An 18798-nucleotide genomic window follows, 5' to 3' on the forward strand; every position below is an offset into this window, starting at 1 on the left:
TTGAGTGCAGACTTGAGTGACGAATCGTCGCACTTGCCTGAGGCGGCTTGACCCTAAAGCTACTTCACGGTTCAGAATTTTCCTACGCTCAATTCAGCCTCGCTATGGGGCCATGCCCCTGTCGTTTTCTTTGAAGGTAATTCCCCATGCGTATCCTTGTGGTTGAGGACGAACAGAAAACCGCCGACTACCTGCAGCAAGGCCTGACCGAAAGCGGTTATGTCGTCGATTGCGCCGCCAGCGGCATTGATGGCCTGCACCTTGCCAGGCAACACAGCTACGAATTGGTGATCCTGGATGTCAACTTGCCTAACACCGACGGCTGGGAAGTGCTGGAGCAACTGCGCCGCGACGGTAACCAGCGCGTGATGATGCTCACCGCGCGTGGGCGGCTGGCCGACAAGATCAAGGGCCTGGACATGGGCGCCGATGATTATCTGGTCAAGCCCTTCGAGTTCCCCGAGCTGCTGGCCCGTGTGCGCACGTTGTTGCGACGCAGCGAGCACATCCCGCTGCCGGATGTGCTGCGCGTCTCGGACCTGGAACTGGACCCACGCCGGCATCGCGCCTATCGCGGCAACCGTCGGATCGACCTGACGACCAAAGAATTTGCCTTGCTGCACGTGCTGATGCGCCAGGCCGGCGAGGTGATGACCCGCACGCAGATCATCTCGCTGGTGTGGGACATGAACTTCGACTGCGACACCAATGTGGTGGAAGTCTCCATCAGCCGCCTGCGCGCCAAGGTCGATGATCAGAGTGAGGTGAAGCTGATCCACACGATTCGCGGCGTGGGTTACGTGCTGGAGGCGCGCCCATGAAGACCAGTAGCCTGTCGATGCGCCTGGGGCTGACGGTCAGCCTGATGGGCGCCGGGTTGGTTGTGCTGCTGGCGAGCCTGGCGTACCTGGCCCTGACCCACGAACTGGACAAGCTGGCACGCAAGGGCCTGGAAAACAAAATGGAGCAACTGGCCCATACCCTCGGCCAGGGCCTCGATGAACACCGCATCACTAACCGCCCGCACTCACTGCTGGACCTGGTGATGGGCCACGACAATATCTACCTGACCATCATCGGCGCACGCTCCGATGCGCCGGTACTGCTGAGCGTCGGCGCCAAGCCCCAGCAACCGCTGTTGCTCGACGTGCCCACCGGTAAAAACCTGGCTTATTTGAACTGGGTCGACGGCCAGGGCAATCGTATCCTCAGTGCGACGCGCCTGATGCCGTTGCAAGGCGGCGAGTACGTACGCGTGCTGCTATCCCTGGACCGCTCTGATGATGAAGCGCTGCTCAGTGCCTACCTGCGTTCCACGGTGATCGCCCTGCCGATGCTGCTGATCCTGATCGGCATGGGCGCCTGGTGGCTGGTGCAACGCGGGCTTGCACCGCTGCAGCAGTTCAGCCGCGTGGCAGCCAAAGTCAGCACCCAGGACTTGACCCACCGGCTGTCCCTGGACAACCTGCCCAAAGAGCTGGGCGAACTGGCCCAGGGCATCAACTTCATGCTGCACCGCCTGGACGCCGGGGTGCAGCAACTGACGCAGTTCTCCGACGACCTCGCCCATGAACTGCGCGCTCCCTTGACCAACCTGATGGGCAAGGCCCAGGTGACTTTATCCCGCGAGCGGCCCTCGGACGAATACAAGGCCAGCCTGGAGTCCTGCACCGAGGAAATGGAACGCCTGTCGCGCATGGTGTCCGACATGCTGTTCCTGGCCCAGGTCAGCCACCCGGCGGCGCGGGCCGGGTTTGCACCGGTGTCGCTGGAGCAGGAAGCGCTGCGGGTGATGGAGTTGTTCGCCCTCAGCGCCGAGGACAAAAACGTCAGCCTGACCCTGCGCGGCGACGCCTGGGTAACGGGAGATCGCCTGATGATTCAGCGCGCCATTTCCAATCTGCTGTCCAACGCCATTCGCCACACCCCTCGCGACGCCAGCGTCTTGCTGCTGGTGGAAAGCTATGAGCAGAGCGTGTCGCTGTCGGTGGGCAACCCGGGGCGCGGCATCGAAGCCCATCACCTGCCGCATCTTTTCGAGCGTTTCTACCGCGCCGACAACAGCCGCGCCCGTGCTGAAGGCGGCACCGGCCTTGGGCTGGCGATTGTGCAGTCGATCATGCACCTGCATCAGGGGCACGCCGACGTCAGCAGCCAGCCGGGCCGTTTCACGCGGTTCAGCCTGGTGTTTCCTCTTCCTTGCGATGCGCCCACTGATACAGCGCCGGCAGCACCAGCAAGGTTAGCAACGTAGAAGAAATAATCCCGCCGATCACCACCGTCGCCAACGGCCGCTGCACTTCGGCGCCGGTGCCGGTGGCCAGCGCCATGGGGATAAACCCGAGGGAAGCCACCAATGCCGTCATCAACACCGGGCGCAACCGGGTCAGCGCGCCTTCGGTTATCGCCATCGACAATGAGCGCCCTTCCTCGCGCAGGTTACGGATGAACGCAATCATCACCAGGCCGTTCAACACCGCCACGCCGGACAAGGCAATAAAGCCCACTCCTGCCGAAATCGACAGCGGAATATCCCGCAGCCACAGCGCCATGATCCCACCGGTCAAGGCGAACGGAATCCCGGTGAATACCAGCAGGCCGTCCTTGAGGTTGTTGAACATCATGAACAGCAAACCAAACACCAGCAGCAACGCCACCGGCACCACGATGCGCAACCGCTCGGATGCTTCCTTCAACTGTTCGAATTGGCCGCCCCAGGTGGTCCAGTAGCCCGCCGGCACCTTGACCTGAGCGAGAATCGCCGCCTCAGCCTCTTCCACGAACGAGCCGATATCGCGTCCGCGCACGTTGGCACTGACGATCACCAAACGCTTGCCGTTCTCACGACTGATCTGGTTCGGGCCAAGCACCAGGTCCAGGCTCGCTACCTGGGACAACGCAATGAAACCCAACTGTCCAGACGCATTACCCGGTACCGGAATCAACAACCGCGACAACCCGTCGATATCGGTGCGCAGCGCGTCAGACAAGCGCACGACCATGTCGAAACGCCGGTCACCTTCGTAGAGCGTGCCCGCCTGGCGCCCCCCGACAGCGACGGCAAGGGTGTCCTGCACATCGCCCACATTCAGGCCAAAACGCGCGGCTTTGTCGCGGTCGATATTGATGGTCAGCACCGGCAGGCCGGAGGTCTGTTCAACTTTGACTTCCGAGGCGCCACCGAGCTTTTGCAGGGTCTCGGCAATTTCCCCGGCGGTCTTGTTCAGCACGTCCATGTCATCGCCAAACACCTTCACCGCCACATCGCTGCGCACACCGGAGATCAACTCGTTGAAACGCAGCTGGATCGGCTGCGATAACTCGTACGCGCTGCCCGGCACAATCGCACTGGCGCGCTGGATGTCGGCGATCAGGGTTTCGCGGGACTTTCGCGGGTCCGGCCATTGGTCCTTGGGCTTGAGCATCACGTAGCTGTCGGAAATGTTCGGTGGCATCGGGTCGGAGGCAATTTCCGCAGTTCCGGTGCGCGCAAATACCCGCTCGATTTCCGGCACCTGGGCCATCAAGGTTTTTTCCAGCTGCTGTTGCATCTGCACCGATTGCGTCAGGCTGGTGCCGGGCACGCGCAAGGCCTGCTGGGCGAAATCGCCTTCGCTGAGGCTGGGGATAAATTCGCTGCCCATGCGGCTGGCTACAACGCCCGAGGCGACGATGGTCAACACGGCCAAACCGAACACCCACGGACGACGCGCCATCACCCAGTCCAGCACCGGTGCATAGACCCGACGCGCGCTGCGCATGACAAGGTTTTCTTCTTCCTTGACCTTGCCGGTGACGAACAGCGCAATCGCCGCCGGCACGAAGGTCACCGACAGAATCATCGCGCCCAACAGGGCAATCACCACGGTAAACGCCATAGGGTGGAACATCTTCCCGGCCACCCCGGTGAGGGCGAAGATCGGCAGGTAGACCACCATGATGATCAGTTGCCCGAAGATCAGCGCCCGTCGTGCTTCCTTGGCGGCGGCAAACACTTCGTGCAGGCGCTCGCTGCGAGTCAGCAGTCGGCCATGGCGGTGCTGTGCGTGGGCCAGCCGGCGGATGGCGTTCTCGACAATCACCACCGCGCCATCGACGATGATGCCGAAATCCAGCGCGCCAAGGCTCATCAAATTGGCGCTGACTTTGTTGGTAAACATGCCGGTAAAGGTGAACAGCATCGCGAGGGGAATCACCATCGCGGTGATCAGCGCGGCGCGGATATTGCCCAAAAACAGGAACAACACTGCCACCACTAAAAGAGCGCCTTCGAAGAGGTTTTTCTTCACGGTGCTAATGGCTTTTTCGACCAGGTTGGTGCGGTCGTAGACGGTGACGGCGACCACCCCCTCGGGCAGCGAACGGTTGATCGCTTCAAGCTTTTTCGCCACGGCCTGGGACACACTGCGGCTGTTTTCGCCGATCAACATGAACACGGTGCCCAGCACCACTTCGCGGCCATTTTCCGTGGCGGCACCGGTACGCAGCTCACGGCCGATCTCGACCTGGGCAACATTGCGCACGCGAATCGGCGTGCCATCCGAACTGGTAATGACGATATTGGCGATGTCCTCGATAGACGCCAATTGCCCCGGCGCGCGGATCAGCAGTTGCTCGCCGCTACGCTCGATGTACCCGGCGCCGACGTTGGCGTTGTTGCGCTCCAGCGCGGTGACCAGGTCATTCAAGGTCAGGTTGTAGGCGGCCAGACGCTTGGGGTCGGGCGCAATCTGGTACTCCTTGGCGAAGCCGCCAATGGTGTTGATCTCGGCCACGCCCGGCACGTTGCGCAGTTGCGGCTTGATGATCCAGTCCTGGATGACGCGCAGGTCAGTCGGCGTGTAAGGCGTGCCGTCGTCCTTGCGCGCGCCCTCCTTGGCCTCAACGGTCCATAGGAAAATTTCCCCAAGCCCGGTGGAAATTGGCCCCATCGCCGTTTCGATCCCCAAGGGCAATTGCTCACGAGCGACTTGCAAGCGCTCATTGACCAACTGGCGAGCGAAGAACAGGTCGGTGCCGTCCTTGAAGATCACCGTGACCTGGGACAACCCGGAACGTGACAGCGAACGGGTCTGCTGCAAACCCGGCAAACCGGCCATGGCGGTTTCGATGGGAAAGGTGATGCGCTGTTCGGTTTCCAGCGGCGAAAACCCGGCCGCCGCCGAGTTGATCTGCACCTGCACGTTGGTGATGTCGGGCACGGCGTCGATGGGCAATTTCTGATAGCTGGCGATGCCGACACCGGCCATCAACAGCACCGCCAGCAGCACGATGATGCGCTGCTCGATGGCAAATTGGATAAGGCGCTCAAACATGGGGAATCACTCGCGGGATCAATGGGCGTGTTCGGCCGAGCCTTTGCCCAGTTCGGACTTGAGGATGAAGCTGCCGACAGTAGCCACCTGTGCCCCGGCCTCAAGGCCCTGGCGCACTTCAACGTAGCCGTTTTCACTCGTCCCCAGTTCCAGGTGGCGGGTGATGAAACCCTCGGGCGTGCGTACAAAGACCGAGGGCTTTTCCTCGACGGTCTGGATTGCGGTTTGTGGGACGGTGACCTTGGCCTCGTAAGAATCTGTGACGAGTTGCACGTTGACGAACAAGCCCGGGCGCCACGCATCGTCAGGGTTGGCGACACTGACGCGCACGGTGGCAGTGCGGGTTTGTTCACCGAGCAGGTTGCCGACAAACGCCACAGTGCCCTGCACTTCGGTGCCCATTTCGGTAGAGCTGACGTTGACCGGTTTGCCGACCCGGACCTTGTTCAAGTCCTTGGGAAATACACCGAACGTGACCCACACGTGGGACAGGTCCGAGAGGGTGAAGGCGTTACTGGTTTCACCCACGACTTCGCCAACGCCCAGGTGTTTTTCCACGACCACGCCAGCAAAGGGCGCGCGCAGTTCGTAACGATTGCCGCCAACCAGCCCAGCACTGCCACTGAGCGCGGTCATCTTCTGGCGGGCATTGTTCAGGGCGATTTCGGCTTCTTGCAGTGTCTGGCGCGCCAACAGGTAATCCTGCTCGGCGGAGATTTTGTCTTGCCACAATTGGCGTTCGCGCTGGAAGGTGGTGCGTGCCAGTTCGACGCGTCGTTCGCTGGCCGCCAACTCGCTGCGCTGGTCGGACACCTGCTGGCTGGCGATCACCGCCAGCAACTCACCCTTCTTCACCGACTGACCGAGGTTGACCTTCACCGACTCCACCACGCCCGCCGCACGCGGGACGATGTGAGAGGTACGGTCTTCATCCAGGCGCACTTCCCCCGGTAACGTCAGCAGCGTGCCGATTGAACGCGGTTCAGCCATCGCCAGTTGAATGCCGGCCGCCTGGATCTGCTGTTCGGTGAGTTCGAGTGCGCCCTCTTCTTCGTCGGCCCTGGTGAGGCCGGACAGCATCAGGCCCAGGGCGACGGCGAGTGCGACGCCGTGTCGGTTGTTCATAGTGGACTCCAAAGAGAATCAAAAACGGGCGAGATCGCCGTAAATCCGCTCGATACGCACCCAGGCGTCGGTGGCCTGGGCGGTGGCAGTGAGGTATTGGGTGCGCGCCGCGATCAGGGTGCGCTGGGCGTCCAGCACGTCGAGGAAGCTGAATTTGCCCATTTCGAAACCACGGGTGGCGCTGTCCACCGCGCTTTGAGCGGCGGGCAGGATCTGCTGATTGAATACGCGCACCTCGGTATTCGCGGACTGCCACAGGTCGACGGCCTGGCGGGTTTCGGTACGCAGGCGCAGTTCGGTGGCGTTGCGCAGGTCGCGAGCCTGGTCGGCGCGACGCGTCGCGGCGAGTACATTGCCCTGGTTGCGGTTGAACAACGGGATCGGCATCGACACACCGACCAGGTTCACCCGTTCACGCACGCTGGCATCGTATTGGCTGCCGATGGACACATCGAGGTCGGGAATACGCTGGGCTTTTTCCAAGCCGATGCTGGCTTCGTATTGCAGGATGCTCAGTTCGGCCAGGCGCAACTCGGCGGTTTGCTCAAGACGTGCCAGCAACTGGGTGGCTGACGGCACGGCCAGTGTGGAAGGGTTTCGTGTGGCGACGGCCTGGAAGTTCGGCGCCGCGCTGCCAGTGCTGGCGGCCAGGCGACGATAGGCATCAGTGAGGCCCATCTGCGCGCGGTCACGTTCCAGGCGAATCTCCGACAACTGCACTTGGGCCCGCGTGGCCTCCACCGGCGAGGCTTTGCCTGCTGTCACCCGACCGTTGGCGACAACCAGCCCGCGTTCGGCCAGCGTCATGGAACGCTGCGCCAGGTCGAGGCGCTCCTGTGCGCGCAGCGCACCATAGTAGTTGTCGATGACTTCGGCGCGCAGGCTGTTGCGACGCTGCTCCAACGTCAATGCGGCGGCGTCCTGCACACGGGACGCGACGTCGATACGCGCCCCCCGTTTGCCGCCCAGTTCCAGGGCCTGGCTGATCTTGATGCTGGTGGTGCGGGAGTCGCGGCGGGTGTCTTCCACATCCCAGGAAGCCACCGGGTTGGGGATCAAACCGGCCTGCTGACGCCCGCCCTGGGCGATGTCGATTTCCCATTGCGCGGCCGCCAAATCGGGGTTGTTGGCGAAAGCGGTTTGCAGGGCTGAATCGAGGGTCAGGGTTTGTGCCTGGGCGGCGCTGGCAACCACCCACAACACACCCGCTCCGAGAAGTTTTTTAACGGAAATTGCCATAACAAGAGTTCCACGCCCATGAAGTACAAGCGGGGGCAATGTAGCCGTCGCGACTTATCAAGGCGGTGGAGCAAAGATTACAAATCCGACAGCAATGGCTCTGCGGCGGGCATCACCGCCTCTTACCGCTGATCGCACCAAAACGGCACATAAGCACTTGGCCAACGTCGTATCAGGTATGCTTTTCGAGCAGGAAACAAAAAGAAACAATTTTCCCGACCTGTTCGATGAGGAGCCCTGTTTTGGAGTTATCGACTGCCGTGTGGATGGTTCACGACACCCGCCTTATGTTCTGTGTACTGCTGGCCATCGCCAGCATCATCGTGCTGATCAGTGCGACCAAATTGCCGCCGTTCCTGTCGATCCTGATCGGTACTTTTATCGCCGGGGTCGGCGCCGGGCTGCCGCCCGAAGAAGTGGCCAAGGCGTTCAGCAAAGGCGCCGGGGCGATCCTCGGTGAAGCCGGGATCATCATCGCCCTGGGCTCGATGCTCGGCGCACTGATGGCGGAGTCGGGTGCTGCCGACCGTATCGCCACCACCTTGCTCGGGTTGGGCAAGGGCAAGGCATTGCCCTGGGTGATGGCGCTGGTGGCCATGGTGATCGGCCTCCCGCTGTTCTTCGAAGTGGGCTTGGTGATGATGGTGCCGATCATCTTGGTGATGGCTAAACGCTCGAACCAGCCGCTGCTGAAAATCGCGATCCCGGCGCTGGCGGGCATGACCACCCTGCATGCCCTGATGCCACCGCATCCGGGGCCGCTGATCGCAGTGAGCGCGTTGCATGCCGACCTGGGGTTGACCATGTTGCTGGGCTTCTGCCTGGCAGTGCCGGCGGTGATCCTGGCTGGCCCGATCTATGGCAACTGGCTGTCCAAACGTCTCCACGTAGACGAGCCGGCCGACATCGGCGCGCTGTTCAGCGCACCACCCAAGGCACCGCGCCAGCCAAGCTTTACCGTGTCATTGCTGATCATTCTGCTGCCGGTGATCCTGATGCTGGGCAGCACCTTGGCCAAAGTCGCGCTGCCGGCTGAAAGCGCCATCGGCCTGACCCTGAAATTCCTCGGCGAACCGCTGATCGCCCTCGGCCTGGCCGTGATCGCCGCCGTGATCTGCCTCGGCTGGGCTGCCGGCATGCCACGCGCGGAAGTCGGCAACACACTGCGCAAGGCCCTCGCGCCCATCGCCGTATTGCTGCTGACCATCGGCGCTGGCGGTGGTCTCAAGCAAACGCTGCTGGATGCCGGCGTGAGCCAGACCATCAGCAAGGTCGCCGAAGGCGCGCACATGCCTTACCTGCTGCTGGCCTGGTTGATCGCCGTGGCGTTGCGCCAGGCAACCGGCTCGGCCACCGTCGCGACCACGACCACCGCAGGCATCCTCGCGCCGATGATGGCCGAGCTCGCAGCGACCCAGAGTTCGTTGGTCGCGCTGGCGATTGGCGCCGGCTCAGTGTTCTTTTGCCACGTCAACGACGCCGGGTTCTGGATGGTGCGTGAGTACTTTGGCCTGCAGTTGAAGCAGACGATCTGGGTGTGGTCGGTGTTGCAGACTATTGTGTCCGTGGTGGGCCTGGTCGGTACGCTGCTGCTCTGGCACTTCCTGACCTGAGCCTTAGGCAGCCAGGGTGTGGCGCTTACCGAACAGCGCCACACTTACCACGCCCACCGCCCCCATCACCACGCAGTACCCCACGCAAATCCACGGGCTGGTCGGCATCAGCGCAATCAGCAACAACGGCGTGGTACTCGCCCACAGCGCGTAGGCAATGTTGTAGGTAAAGGAAATTCCCGACACCCGCACCTGCGCTGGAAACAGGCCGACCATCACCGATGGCACCGCGCCTACTACTCCGCAACTCAAGCCCGCTACGGCGTACGCCGCACCCAGCCAGATACCGCCGCTGATCAGGCTGGCGTACAGCACCGCAATACCCACTGGCAGCAACAGGCTGTAGACGAGCACCGCGCGCCAGGCGCCGATGCGGTCGACCAGCAAGCCGGCCAGCACACAGCCGATATTCAGGAACACGATACCCAGGGCGCTCAAGGCGAATGTGTGGCTGGGGCTCATGCCGAACGTTTTCTGCATCATGGTCGGGGTGATGACCACCAGCACCACAACGGCAGAGGTGAGCACGCAGGTGAGGATCATCGCCGGTAGCAACACGGCGCGATGGTCACGCAGCACGGTGCGCAGAGGGAGTTCGGCGGCGGCCTGGCGGCGGGCCTGCATTTCGAGGAACACGGGGGTTTCGCTGAGCCAGCGACGCAGCCACACGCCGATCACACCGAACACGCCGCCGAGCAGGAAGGGAAAGCGCCAGGCGTAGTCAAGGATTTCGACCGGGGTGAAGACTTGCGCCAGCAGGGTCGCCGTCAGTGCGCCGAGCAGGTAACCGAAGGTCAGGCCGGCTTGCAGAAAACCCAATGCGTAACCGCGATGGTGGGTCGGCGCGTGTTCGGCGACGAAGGTCCAGGCACTGGGCACTTCACCGCCCACCGCGGCGCCTTGCAGCACGCGCAACGCCAGCAGGATCAGCGGTGCGAAATAACCGATTTGCGCGTAGGTCGGCATGATCCCGATCAGCAGGCACGGCAGCGCCATCATCAGGATGCTCAGGCTGAACACGCGCTTGCGCCCCAGATGATCGGCAAAGTGCGCCATCAGGATGCCGCCCAGCGGGCGCGCCAAGTAACCGGTGACGAAAATGCCGAAACTTTGCAGCAGGCGCAGCCACTCAGGCATTTCCGGCGGAAAGAACAGCTGGCTCAAGGTCAACGCGAAAAAAACGAAGATGATGAAGTCGTAGATTTCCAGGGCACCGCCCAGGGCGGCCAGGCCCAGGGTTTTGTAGTCGGAGCGGGAAAAACGCTGCGCCTGTGCAGGAAAGGTGGCAGTCATGTGAAGACTCGGCAGACAAACAAAATGGCGTGCAGGTTATGAGCTGAACCCAGTGATGGCAATCGCGACAGATATATTTGTTTTCCTCATGGATCGATGAAGATAACTGCATTCCCATATCAATGGCCGTAGCGGAACATGCCGGGAAATAGCCTTCACCCTAATAACTATAAGAGGAAAGACTCGTGGCCGACGCTATCGAAGAAAGCCGCTATGCCCGATTTGCCCTGCGCTGCTCCAACTTCGCCGAACGCTGGTTTCCAGACTCCTGGGTGTTTGCGGCACTCGCCGTGATCATCGTCGCCGTGGCGACACTGGGCATGGGCGCCGCGCCGACCGAAGCCGCCAAAGCGTTCGGCGACGGGTTCTGGAGCCTGATTCCATTCACCATGCAGATGGCCTTTGTGGTGATCGGCGGTTATGTGGTCGCGAGTTCTCCGCCAGCGGTGAAACTGATCGACCGTCTGGCGCGTATCCCCAAGAACGGTCGCTCGGCCGTGGCTTGGGTAGCGTTGATCTCGATGGTCGCCTCCTTGCTGAACTGGGGCCTGTCCCTGGTATTCGGTGGTTTGCTGGTGCGGGCGCTGGCACGTCGTACAGATTTGCGCATGGATTACCGCGCAGCCGGTGCAGCCGCTTACCTGGGGCTTGGTGCCGTATGGGCGCTGGGGCTGTCATCGTCCGCCGCGCAGTTGCAGGCCAACCCGGCCAGCCTGCCGCCGTCGATCCTGTCGATCACCGGCGTGATCCCGTTCAACGACACCATTTTCCTATGGCAATCCGGCGTGCTGTTGCTGGCATTGATCGTGGTCTCGCTGATCATTGCCTACGCCACCGCCCCCGGCCCGAACAGCGCACGTGATGCCAAAGCCTGCGGCGTCGACCCGGCGTTCAACATGCCCAAGCTGCAGGCGCCGACCCGCCCCGGCGAATGGCTGGAACACAGCCCGTTGCTGACCGTCCTGCTGGCATTGCTGGCGGCCGGTTGGTTGTTCCATGAGTTTTCAACCAAGCCCGCGATCAGCGCGATCTCGGGGCTGAACACCTACAACTTCCTGTTCATCATGGTTGGCGCCCTGCTGCACTGGCGCCCGCGCAGCTTCCTCGATGCAGTGGCCCGTGCGGTGCCCACCACCACCGGCGTGCTGATCCAGTTCCCACTCTACGGTTCGATTGCCGCGCTGATGACCGTGGTCAAGGGTGGTGACGGCCAGACCCTGGCGCACCATATCTCGCTGTTCTTCACCTCCATCGCCTCCCACGACACCTATGCATTGTTGATGGGCGTGTACTCGGCGGTGCTCGGCTTCTTTATCCCGTCGGGCGGAGGCAAGTGGATCATCGAAGCGCCTTACGTGATGCAAGTGGCCAATGACCTGCAGTATCACCTGGGCTGGGCGGTGCAGATTTACAACGCGGCCGAGGCGCTGCCGAACCTGATCAACCCGTTCTACATGCTGCCGTTACTGGGCGTATTGGGGTTGAAGGCGCGGGATTTGATTGGCTTCTCGTTTGTGCAGTTGCTGGTGCACACGCCGTTGGTGCTGTTCCTGCTGTGGGCGCTGGGGACGACACTCAAGTACCTGCCGCCCGTGATGCCGTAAACGCTTCTGTCACATCTCCTGCCTAAGCTTCACCCCAGGCCCGGCACGCTTCCGTCACCTTGATCGGCACGCCACCGATCAAGGTGCACAGGATTGCAGTGCAGCGCGGCCACGCTACAAAACCCATGAGTCACCCTCAGAACTTTTATGCCCTAAGGCCTCGCCTTATAGACTGAACCGTTCAAGTTTTGCCATATTTGCCGCCTCTTCACCGAAACATCCAGCAACAAATAAACTAAAAACAGCCGCGAGAAGCCTCGGATGACCAACGAAATAGAAGACCAGAATTCCGTAAAAAAGCCCTCCGACACCCTCCCCGACTCCAGCCGTCGACGCTTTTTAGGCGGCGTTGCCGTGCTTGGCGCCGGGGCGACCCTGAGCGCCTGCGGCAGCCCGGCAGATCAGCCAGGCCCAGTCACCCAACGTGATCTGACGCCTGCCGAACTGGACAAGGCCCTGCACGACAACGTGAAGAATGTGGTGGTGATCTACGGCGAGAACCGCAGTTTCAACAACCTGTTTGCCGATTTCCCTGGTGTGGAAAGCCCGCTGTCCGCACTCAAACCCGCCGACTACCAGCAACGCGACCGCGACGGCAGCCTGCTGGACACGCTGCCGCAAGTCTGGGGCGGCGTGACTCAGCTTGGGCCACAGACGATTGACGGGGTGGTTTACCCCAGCGCCACCCAATATCAGGAGCACTTGCCCAACGCACCTTACGCACTGAAAGGTCCGAACGGCGAAGACCTGCCATTGAGCCTGGTCACTCGCGACCTGTGGCACGTGTTTTACCAGAACCAGATGCAGATCAATGGTGGCAAGAACGACAGTTTTGTCGCCTGGGCCGACTCGGGTGCGCTGACGTTTGGTCACTACCCGCAAACGCGCTACTCATTGCGCTTGTGGGACGTCGCCAAAGAGTTCGTGCTTTGCGACAACTTCTTTCAAGGTGCCTTTGGCGGCTCGTACCTCAATCACCAGTACTTGATCAGCGCTCAGGTGCCGTTTTACCCGGACGCCGCCAATTCCGTGGCCAAATCCCAGATCGCCACGCTGCAGGGCGACGACCCGACCGGCACGCGCCTCAAGCCGCTGGACCAATCCCCGGCCAGCGCCATGACCGGCCCCCCGCAATTCGGCCCCAGCGCACTGACGCCGGACGGCTATGCGGTCAACACCATGGCACCTCCCTACTGGCCGACCTGGATCCGCGATCCCGAGCGCCCGGACTACGCCAAGCCCGATCTGCCCAGCGTGCTGGTGCCGCAGTCCCACGAACACATTGGCGATAAGCTGTCGAAGAAGAACGTCGATTGGGCCTGGTACGGCGGTGCCTGGCAGGCCACGATCGACGAGCACAAGGATTCGCTGGCCATTCCAAAGATCCCGAGCTTTCAGTACCACCACCAGCCGTTCAATTACTTCAAGCAGCAAGGCCCGGAAAACCGCGCTGAGCGCAACAAACGCCTGCGCGATGGCGGCCTGGGCGATGAGCCGAGCACCAACCGCTTCATGGCGGATGCCCTGGCCGGAACACTGCCGGCGGTGACGTTCTACAAACCCCAGGGCAACCTCAACATGCACGCCGGTTATGCCGACGTGGCTTCGGGCGATCGCCATATCACCCGCGCCCTGAAAATGCTGCAGGAAAGCCCGCAGTGGAAAAACATGGTGGTGATTATCACGGTGGATGAAAACGGCGGCTGGTGGGACCACGTCGCACCGCCAAAAGGCGACCGTTGGGGCCCTGGCACACGGATTCCCGCGATTGTGGTCTCGCCATTCGCGCGCAAGGGCACGGTGGACCATACGGTTTACGACACGGCGTCGATCCTGCGGTTGATCACCCGGGTATTCCAATTGGAGAAACTGGACGGCCTCAAGCTGCGCGACGACGCGATGACCGCCCGTGGCCAGAAGCCCATGGGTGATTTGAGCAACGCCTTGCAGTTCAACCTGTAGGTTTTCTTATCCAATAGCGACATGCACGGTGATTTAGCACGCGGTTTCCCTGGTCAACCGCTACTGTGTGCACGTGGGCTTTCACCCCGCGCAGACGGGCTTTCGCTGACAAGGAATCGAGTATGTTCAAACCGAACAGGTTGTCATTCACCCTGGCCGCACTGCTGTCCAGTGCGGCCGTACAGGCCGACATCGAGGTGCAACTGGGCAGCACGCAACGTGTGACCCAGTTGTTCGCGTTCCCCAATAACTGCAACGTGATCTGCTTCCGGCCGTGGACGCTCGAGCAGACTGCCGAGCATTATTTGAACCAGAGCCTGCAGCGTGACGGTTACAACCGCGCCAAGGTCAGCGTCAAAACCCGTGACGGGCAGGTGTCGGCGACGTTCACCGGCGTGCCGGACGGCTACGGCCAGCCCTTGATCACGCTACTCAACACCGCTGACCTGGCCTACCAAGGCGCGAGCAAGCTCAACAGCGACGGCAAATGGGCCTATAACTGGTACCTGTTCCTGCCGCTGGGCATGGCCCTGGAGAACCGCAAAAGCATCGAGTTGCTGCACTTCCCGCCGGATTACTCGCTGACCCAGGCCCAGGACTATCTGGAATCGGCCACCACCGACCGTTGGGCCACCCTGCTCACGAAAAACGGCATCCCGGCTACTGAAACACCGGCTTACCAGACCATCATTGATATCGCGCCCATCGCCGCGCCGTCCAACGCGGGCAAGGACCTGGAAACCGTCTACGGCTACTTCACTGAATACCAGACGCGCATGGTCCAGGAACTGAGCCTGCCGGCCAAAGGAGCGTTGCCGATGGTGGCGTTCGGAGCACCGGTGCGCAGCTGGATCAAGCAACAATACGGGCAGACCGTGGCGGTGCTGGGCCTGGCGCAGATCAGCCCGGTCGCCGGCAAGACCGTCCCGGTGCTGGGCGCCAACCACCCGAGTTATATTTGGTATGCCGCGAGCCCCGACACTTACGATGGCAACGAGCAGAAAGCCGACGAGGCCGGGTTGAAGGTGATGGGCCAGGATCTGAGCGCCGCCTGCTGGCAAGCCGGGATGGGGCAGAAACCGGCAAGCGATCCGAATGTGTTGCTCAAGGCGTGCATGAACACCTGGCAGGTCACACGCAAGGAGCAAACCTGCGAGTTGTTCTATACCTCGGTGCGCAACCTGTCCACGGAGGAGGCCAACGCCAAATGCGCCACGCCGGCCATCAAGACCCAGTTGAAACAACTGAAGAACGCGGCCCCCGCACCGGCCATTGCGGCGCCGGCGCTGTAGTTCGCACAAAAAAGCCGATTTGACTGTCAACATTGACAGTAGCAATCGGCTACCTGTTCAGCGAGTCTTGAGCCGCGTCCAACAGCTGCAAGACTGGTAGTCAGCCCCACCCTCTGGTCGATGCAGCCTAAGCCAGGAGAGTTATGAAGACTCAAGCCATGGATAAGGCTAGAACCGCGGTAAGTGACTGCCTTTACCCTTTCAAATCAGAGCTGGCAAAAGGACAAGGCTACCCGTCGAGCACGCAATTCGAGGTCATACAGGCCCCCGGCGGCAGGGTTGCCGGGGTCAAGACTCTCGCGGCCTTTGACGGGCGTGTATGCATCGCCAGGATCTCCGGCTACGTCTTGAGCGAGCGACGCCTGCACACCTTGCAGCTGTCGCCGCGCATCCACCTCTACGACTGTTGGTTCAGTGGGCTGCTGTCGCATTCGTGCAAACCGAACGTGTTTCTCGACGTGCACTACCTGGAGGTCTGGGCCCTGCATGAAATCCCTGCCGGCGCCCTGCTGACCATGGATTACGCGGTGACCGAAGACGCGCTGTTCCGACAGTTCGCCTGCCAGTGTGGCGAACTCAACTGCCGGGGCTGGATTACCGGCCGTGACGAGCCGCTGAACGCCGAGGGGCAGGCGTTCATGGCCCGGTGGCGCGAGCGCAAACGCTCTTAGGCTTCACCCAACGGACGCAGGCGATACTGCGGCGGCAGCTGCTCGAAACCACTGATGGTGGTGTTCAAGCTCTTCCAGCGGCCATCCTTGATGCCGTAGATGCAGCCATGGATCGACAGGCTCTGCCCACGGTGCCAGGCGTTTTGCACAATGCTGGTATGGCCAACGTTGGCCACTTGCTGGATCACATTCAGCTCGCACAGGCGGTCGACGCGCTCTTCTTCGGTCGGCAGCTGGGCCAGCAGGTCACGGTTTTCGTAATAAAGATCACGAATGGTGCGCAGCCAGCCGTCGATCAAGCCGAACTGCCGGTCTTGCATCGAAGCACGCACGCCGCCACAGCCATAGTGGCCGGTGACGAGAATGTGTTTGACCTTGAGCACGTCCACCGCGTACTGGATCACCGACAGGCAATTGAGGTCGGTGTGCAGCACCACGTTGGCCACGTTACGGTGCACGAACAGATCACCCGGCAGCATGCCGACGATTTCGTTGGCCGGGACGCGGGCGTCGGAACAGCCGATCCACAGGTATTCCGGGGTTTGTTGGCGGGCGAGCTTGGCGAAGAATTCGGGATCTTCCTGTTTGATCGCGTCCGCCCAGCGTTCGTTGTTATCAAGCAGGTCTTGTAGTTCGTTCATCAGGGAAAGCCTCAGGAATGATGCGCAGTTTTGTGACTGACAACCCTTCGTCCAGGTCACGCCGCACGCAAATTAGCTTGAATCTTTGGGACGCGCAGCCTGTCCACACACTATAAGCCCCACAGTATGAGGATTGGCCATGACTGAATCACGACGTCCCTACGGCGCTACGCAGCCTGAACCCATTGACGACAACGAAGACCGGATGGGCTCGATGCGCGAGCTGGATTTTGACGAGGAAGCGCCTACGGCAGAGATTGGCGATGAGATTCCACCTCGCGAGCGCGAGCATCTGATGCCCGAAGAGCGGGTGCGTGAGGCCGGGATGACGGGCGCTTCGACGGCGGATCATGAGTCTACGGATGATGACATGAGCCCGGAAACGCTGATCCATGAAGACGGTGCGCGGGATGCCCAGGAAGCGGGTGAAGGCGAGCAGGCGGATTGGGACTTGAGTATCGTCGATGAAGATGAAATTGGCGGCGGGAATGGGTTGGATGAGGCAGAGCTGGCCGACCTTGATCCGATTGACGGCAACCGCTGAAAAAACGCGGTTCAACAGGTGAGAGCGAGCTTGCTCACTAATGCGGAGTGCCAGTCGACCGATATCTTGACTGACACACTGCTTTCGCGAGCAAGCCCGCTCCCACATTTGGATTTGTGGTTAATCCACCAACGTGCAGGCCATGACGACCGCGTCTTCGCGGCCCCCGATGGCAGGGTAGTAATCTCGACGCCGGCCAATTTCATTGAAGCCATAGCGCTCATACAGGCGGAATGCGCCGGTATTGCTGTCACGCACCTCCAGGAAGCACTCACGTGCACTGGCGGCGTGGGCACGGGACATCAAGTGTTCCAACAGCGCCAGGCCAAGGCCGCGGCCCTGATTCTCCGGCTTTACGGTGATGTTCAACAGGTGCGCTTCGTCGAGGATGATCTGCACCACGCCATGCCCCACCTGCTGCTCCCCTTCGAACATCAACCAGATCTGGTACTTGCCCAGCCCATCGAGAAAAATGCCACGGGTCCAGGGATGGCTGAACGCCGCGTATTCGATTTTCAGCACGGCGTCGAGGTCAGCCTCGGTCATCGGGCGGAAGGATAAAGCCTCACTCATCGGTTGTTTTCCAGCGCGCCATCAGCCGGCGCATGGCTTGCCAGACATCAGCCTTACGCTGTGGCTCTTCCATTAATAATTCCAGGCCCGGCAGGGCCCATACCGAACCCAGGCCTTCGACCTGCAGTTCGCGATACCAGGCTTCGGCATTGGCTTCGCCGGCAAAGCGCACGGCGGGCAGGCCGATCAGCCACAGGCACACACAGGGTTCGTCTTCCAGGCGTGCCGACACAAAACCTTGCACAAAATCCCGAGCGGCTTCCGGGCCCTGGTCCATGTTGCCGCGGACCAGAAGCGGCCAGCGCACCGGGTCGCCGACGATCTGCGGGCTGTCGGGCAGGCCGGCGGCGCGCAGCATGTCCTTGAGCAGCATGTAGGCAGGGTCGCGGGTCTGGAAACGTTCGCCGGTGGGCAATTCCACCAGCAGCAGACAGCGTCCGGCACGCAGCAATTGCAGGGCAAAACGCGGTGGCGGCACCACCGGGGCCTTGACCACCGGCGCCGCCTCTTCCACCACCTTGGCGGCCTTGGTCACCGGCGACGGACGCGGCACTTCGACCTTCGCCCGTTCGACGACCGGGCGCGTCTCAGGCGCAGGCTTGACCACCGCCACCGGCGCGGCCGCCTCCTCGCCCGACGACTCGAACGCCTCAAAGGGCTCAAGCGCCTGCAACAGCTCCGGCCGCGACGGCGCGGCAAACGGCAGTTCGGTGCGGGGCAGCCAGTTAACCACCTGCATGGCGGTCAAGTAAGCGCGACGTCGGGACTCGATAAGCACAGCTCGGCCACTTGTGGATAACTAAAGAGCGGGGATTCTACCGCTGTTCGGCAACAATCGCCCACTGCGCACTGACCGGCTGTGGATAAATCCCGCGCCCGATGCAGTACAATCGCGACTTTTAATCGCCAACCAGCCGGCCATTCCC

Annotated in this window: 15 protein-coding genes; 8 read left to right on the forward strand and 7 right to left on the reverse strand. The window is 61.7% G+C overall.

All coding sequences use genetic code 11. The features are described 5' to 3' along the window. The first annotated feature begins 146 nt into the window (after window positions 1-146). A complete protein-coding gene (locus AB4O08_RS09180; protein WP_010213373.1) occupies window positions 147-821 on the forward strand; it encodes a heavy metal response regulator transcription factor in 675 nt (224 codons plus the stop codon). Then, window positions 818-2254: a heavy metal sensor histidine kinase gene (locus tag AB4O08_RS09185; protein WP_431480188.1), complete on the forward strand. Its 1437-nt coding sequence runs from the start codon at window positions 818-820 to the stop codon at window positions 2252-2254. Before AB4O08_RS09180 ends, AB4O08_RS09185 begins: the two co-directional genes overlap by 4 nt. Here the strand turns inward: AB4O08_RS09185 and AB4O08_RS09190 are convergent. From AB4O08_RS09190 to AB4O08_RS09200, 3 genes are read right to left on the reverse strand one after another with little or no spacing between them, the layout of a single operon-like run. Continuing rightward, a complete protein-coding gene (locus AB4O08_RS09190) occupies window positions 2178-5315 on the reverse strand; it encodes a CusA/CzcA family heavy metal efflux RND transporter (protein WP_460114822.1) in 3138 nt (1045 codons plus the stop codon). The two genes, AB4O08_RS09185 and AB4O08_RS09190, sit on opposite strands and share 77 nt — an antisense overlap. 18 nt (window positions 5316-5333) lie before the next feature. Next, on the reverse strand, window positions 5334-6440 hold the full coding sequence (locus AB4O08_RS09195) for an efflux RND transporter periplasmic adaptor subunit (RefSeq protein ID WP_010213379.1): 1107 nt from the start codon (window positions 6438-6440) through the stop codon (window positions 5334-5336). Between the two features lie 18 nt (window positions 6441-6458). Continuing rightward, window positions 6459-7679, reverse strand: coding sequence for a TolC family protein (locus AB4O08_RS09200; protein WP_031290791.1), 1221 nt, complete (start codon window positions 7677-7679; stop codon window positions 6459-6461). 242 nt (window positions 7680-7921) lie between these two features. On the opposite strand from AB4O08_RS09200, the gene AB4O08_RS09205 reads away from it, so the two are divergent. Continuing rightward, complete coding sequence (locus AB4O08_RS09205) at window positions 7922-9292, forward strand: GntT/GntP/DsdX family permease (protein WP_460114823.1); 1371 nt, start codon at window positions 7922-7924, stop codon at window positions 9290-9292. 3 nt (window positions 9293-9295) lie between these two features. Here the strand turns inward: AB4O08_RS09205 and AB4O08_RS09210 are convergent, their stop codons facing one another. After that, window positions 9296-10585, reverse strand: coding sequence for an MFS transporter (locus tag AB4O08_RS09210; RefSeq protein WP_010213385.1), 1290 nt, complete (start codon window positions 10583-10585; stop codon window positions 9296-9298). 185 nt (window positions 10586-10770) lie between these two features. On the opposite strand from AB4O08_RS09210, the gene AB4O08_RS09215 reads away from it, so the two are divergent. From AB4O08_RS09215 to AB4O08_RS09230, 4 genes are all read left to right on the forward strand, one after another. Next, on the forward strand, window positions 10771-12189 hold the full coding sequence (locus AB4O08_RS09215) for a short-chain fatty acid transporter (protein WP_010213387.1): 1419 nt from the start codon (window positions 10771-10773) through the stop codon (window positions 12187-12189). 261 nt (window positions 12190-12450) lie between these two features. Beyond that, the gene (acpA, locus tag AB4O08_RS09220; RefSeq protein ID WP_460114824.1) at window positions 12451-14151 is read left to right on the forward strand and encodes an acid phosphatase; all 1701 of its coding nucleotides are present in this window, start codon (window positions 12451-12453) and stop codon (window positions 14149-14151) included. Between the two features lie 122 nt (window positions 14152-14273). Further along, window positions 14274-15443, forward strand: coding sequence for a hypothetical protein (locus AB4O08_RS09225; RefSeq protein ID WP_460114825.1), 1170 nt, complete (start codon window positions 14274-14276; stop codon window positions 15441-15443). A gap of 143 nt (window positions 15444-15586) precedes the next feature. Beyond that, window positions 15587-16114 (forward strand): SET domain-containing protein, encoded by a 528-nt coding sequence (locus AB4O08_RS09230; protein ID WP_044286593.1) that lies wholly within the window; start codon window positions 15587-15589, stop codon window positions 16112-16114. On the opposite strand, the gene can is transcribed toward AB4O08_RS09230, so the two are convergent. Then, window positions 16111-16755 carry a carbonate dehydratase gene (gene can / locus AB4O08_RS09235; protein WP_010213394.1) on the reverse strand — a complete coding sequence of 215 codons (645 nt, stop codon included), beginning with the start codon at window positions 16753-16755 and terminating at the stop codon, window positions 16111-16113. The genes AB4O08_RS09230 and can overlap by 4 nt on opposite strands. Before the next feature lie 139 nt (window positions 16756-16894). On the opposite strand from can, the gene AB4O08_RS09240 reads away from it, so the two are divergent. Continuing rightward, complete coding sequence (locus AB4O08_RS09240; RefSeq protein ID WP_010213395.1) at window positions 16895-17299, forward strand: hypothetical protein; 405 nt, start codon at window positions 16895-16897, stop codon at window positions 17297-17299. A gap of 120 nt (window positions 17300-17419) precedes the next feature. Here AB4O08_RS09240 and rimI read toward each other — a convergent pair whose 3' ends face one another. Continuing rightward, on the reverse strand, window positions 17420-17872 hold the full coding sequence (rimI, locus tag AB4O08_RS09245; RefSeq protein ID WP_047543682.1) for a ribosomal protein S18-alanine N-acetyltransferase: 453 nt from the start codon (window positions 17870-17872) through the stop codon (window positions 17420-17422). Continuing rightward, on the reverse strand, window positions 17865-18611 hold the full coding sequence (locus tag AB4O08_RS09250; protein ID WP_031291041.1) for a hypothetical protein: 747 nt from the start codon (window positions 18609-18611) through the stop codon (window positions 17865-17867). The genes rimI and AB4O08_RS09250 overlap by 8 nt, the downstream gene beginning before the upstream one ends. Between the last annotated feature and the right edge of the window lie 187 nt (window positions 18612-18798).

The sequence above is a fragment of the Pseudomonas sp. H3_E07 genome, assembly GCF_054668895.1.

Excerpts from the sequence above, each read along its gene's own strand:
- AB4O08_RS09180 (WP_010213373.1), top strand. The coding sequence starts at position 147 with ATGCGTATCCTTGTGGTTGAGGACGAACAGAAAACCGCCGACTACCTG.
- AB4O08_RS09185 (WP_431480188.1), top strand. The coding sequence starts at position 818 with ATGAAGACCAGTAGCCTGTCGATGCGCCTGGGGCTGACGGTCAGCCTG.
- AB4O08_RS09190 (WP_460114822.1), bottom strand. The coding sequence starts at position 5,315 with ATGTTTGAGCGCCTTATCCAATTTGCCATCGAGCAGCGCATCATCGTG.
- AB4O08_RS09195 (WP_010213379.1), bottom strand. The coding sequence starts at position 6,440 with ATGAACAACCGACACGGCGTCGCACTCGCCGTCGCCCTGGGCCTGATG.
- AB4O08_RS09200 (WP_031290791.1), bottom strand. The coding sequence starts at position 7,679 with ATGGCAATTTCCGTTAAAAAACTTCTCGGAGCGGGTGTGTTGTGGGTG.
- AB4O08_RS09210 (WP_010213385.1), bottom strand. The coding sequence starts at position 10,585 with ATGACTGCCACCTTTCCTGCACAGGCGCAGCGTTTTTCCCGCTCCGAC.
- acpA (WP_460114824.1), top strand. The coding sequence starts at position 12,451 with ATGACCAACGAAATAGAAGACCAGAATTCCGTAAAAAAGCCCTCCGAC.
- AB4O08_RS09225 (WP_460114825.1), top strand. The coding sequence starts at position 14,274 with ATGTTCAAACCGAACAGGTTGTCATTCACCCTGGCCGCACTGCTGTCC.
- AB4O08_RS09230 (WP_044286593.1), top strand. The coding sequence starts at position 15,587 with ATGAAGACTCAAGCCATGGATAAGGCTAGAACCGCGGTAAGTGACTGC.
- can (WP_010213394.1), bottom strand. The coding sequence starts at position 16,755 with ATGAACGAACTACAAGACCTGCTTGATAACAACGAACGCTGGGCGGAC.
- AB4O08_RS09240 (WP_010213395.1), top strand. The coding sequence starts at position 16,895 with ATGACTGAATCACGACGTCCCTACGGCGCTACGCAGCCTGAACCCATT.
- rimI (WP_047543682.1), bottom strand. The coding sequence starts at position 17,872 with ATGAGTGAGGCTTTATCCTTCCGCCCGATGACCGAGGCTGACCTCGAC.
- AB4O08_RS09250 (WP_031291041.1), bottom strand. The coding sequence starts at position 18,611 with ATGCAGGTGGTTAACTGGCTGCCCCGCACCGAACTGCCGTTTGCCGCG.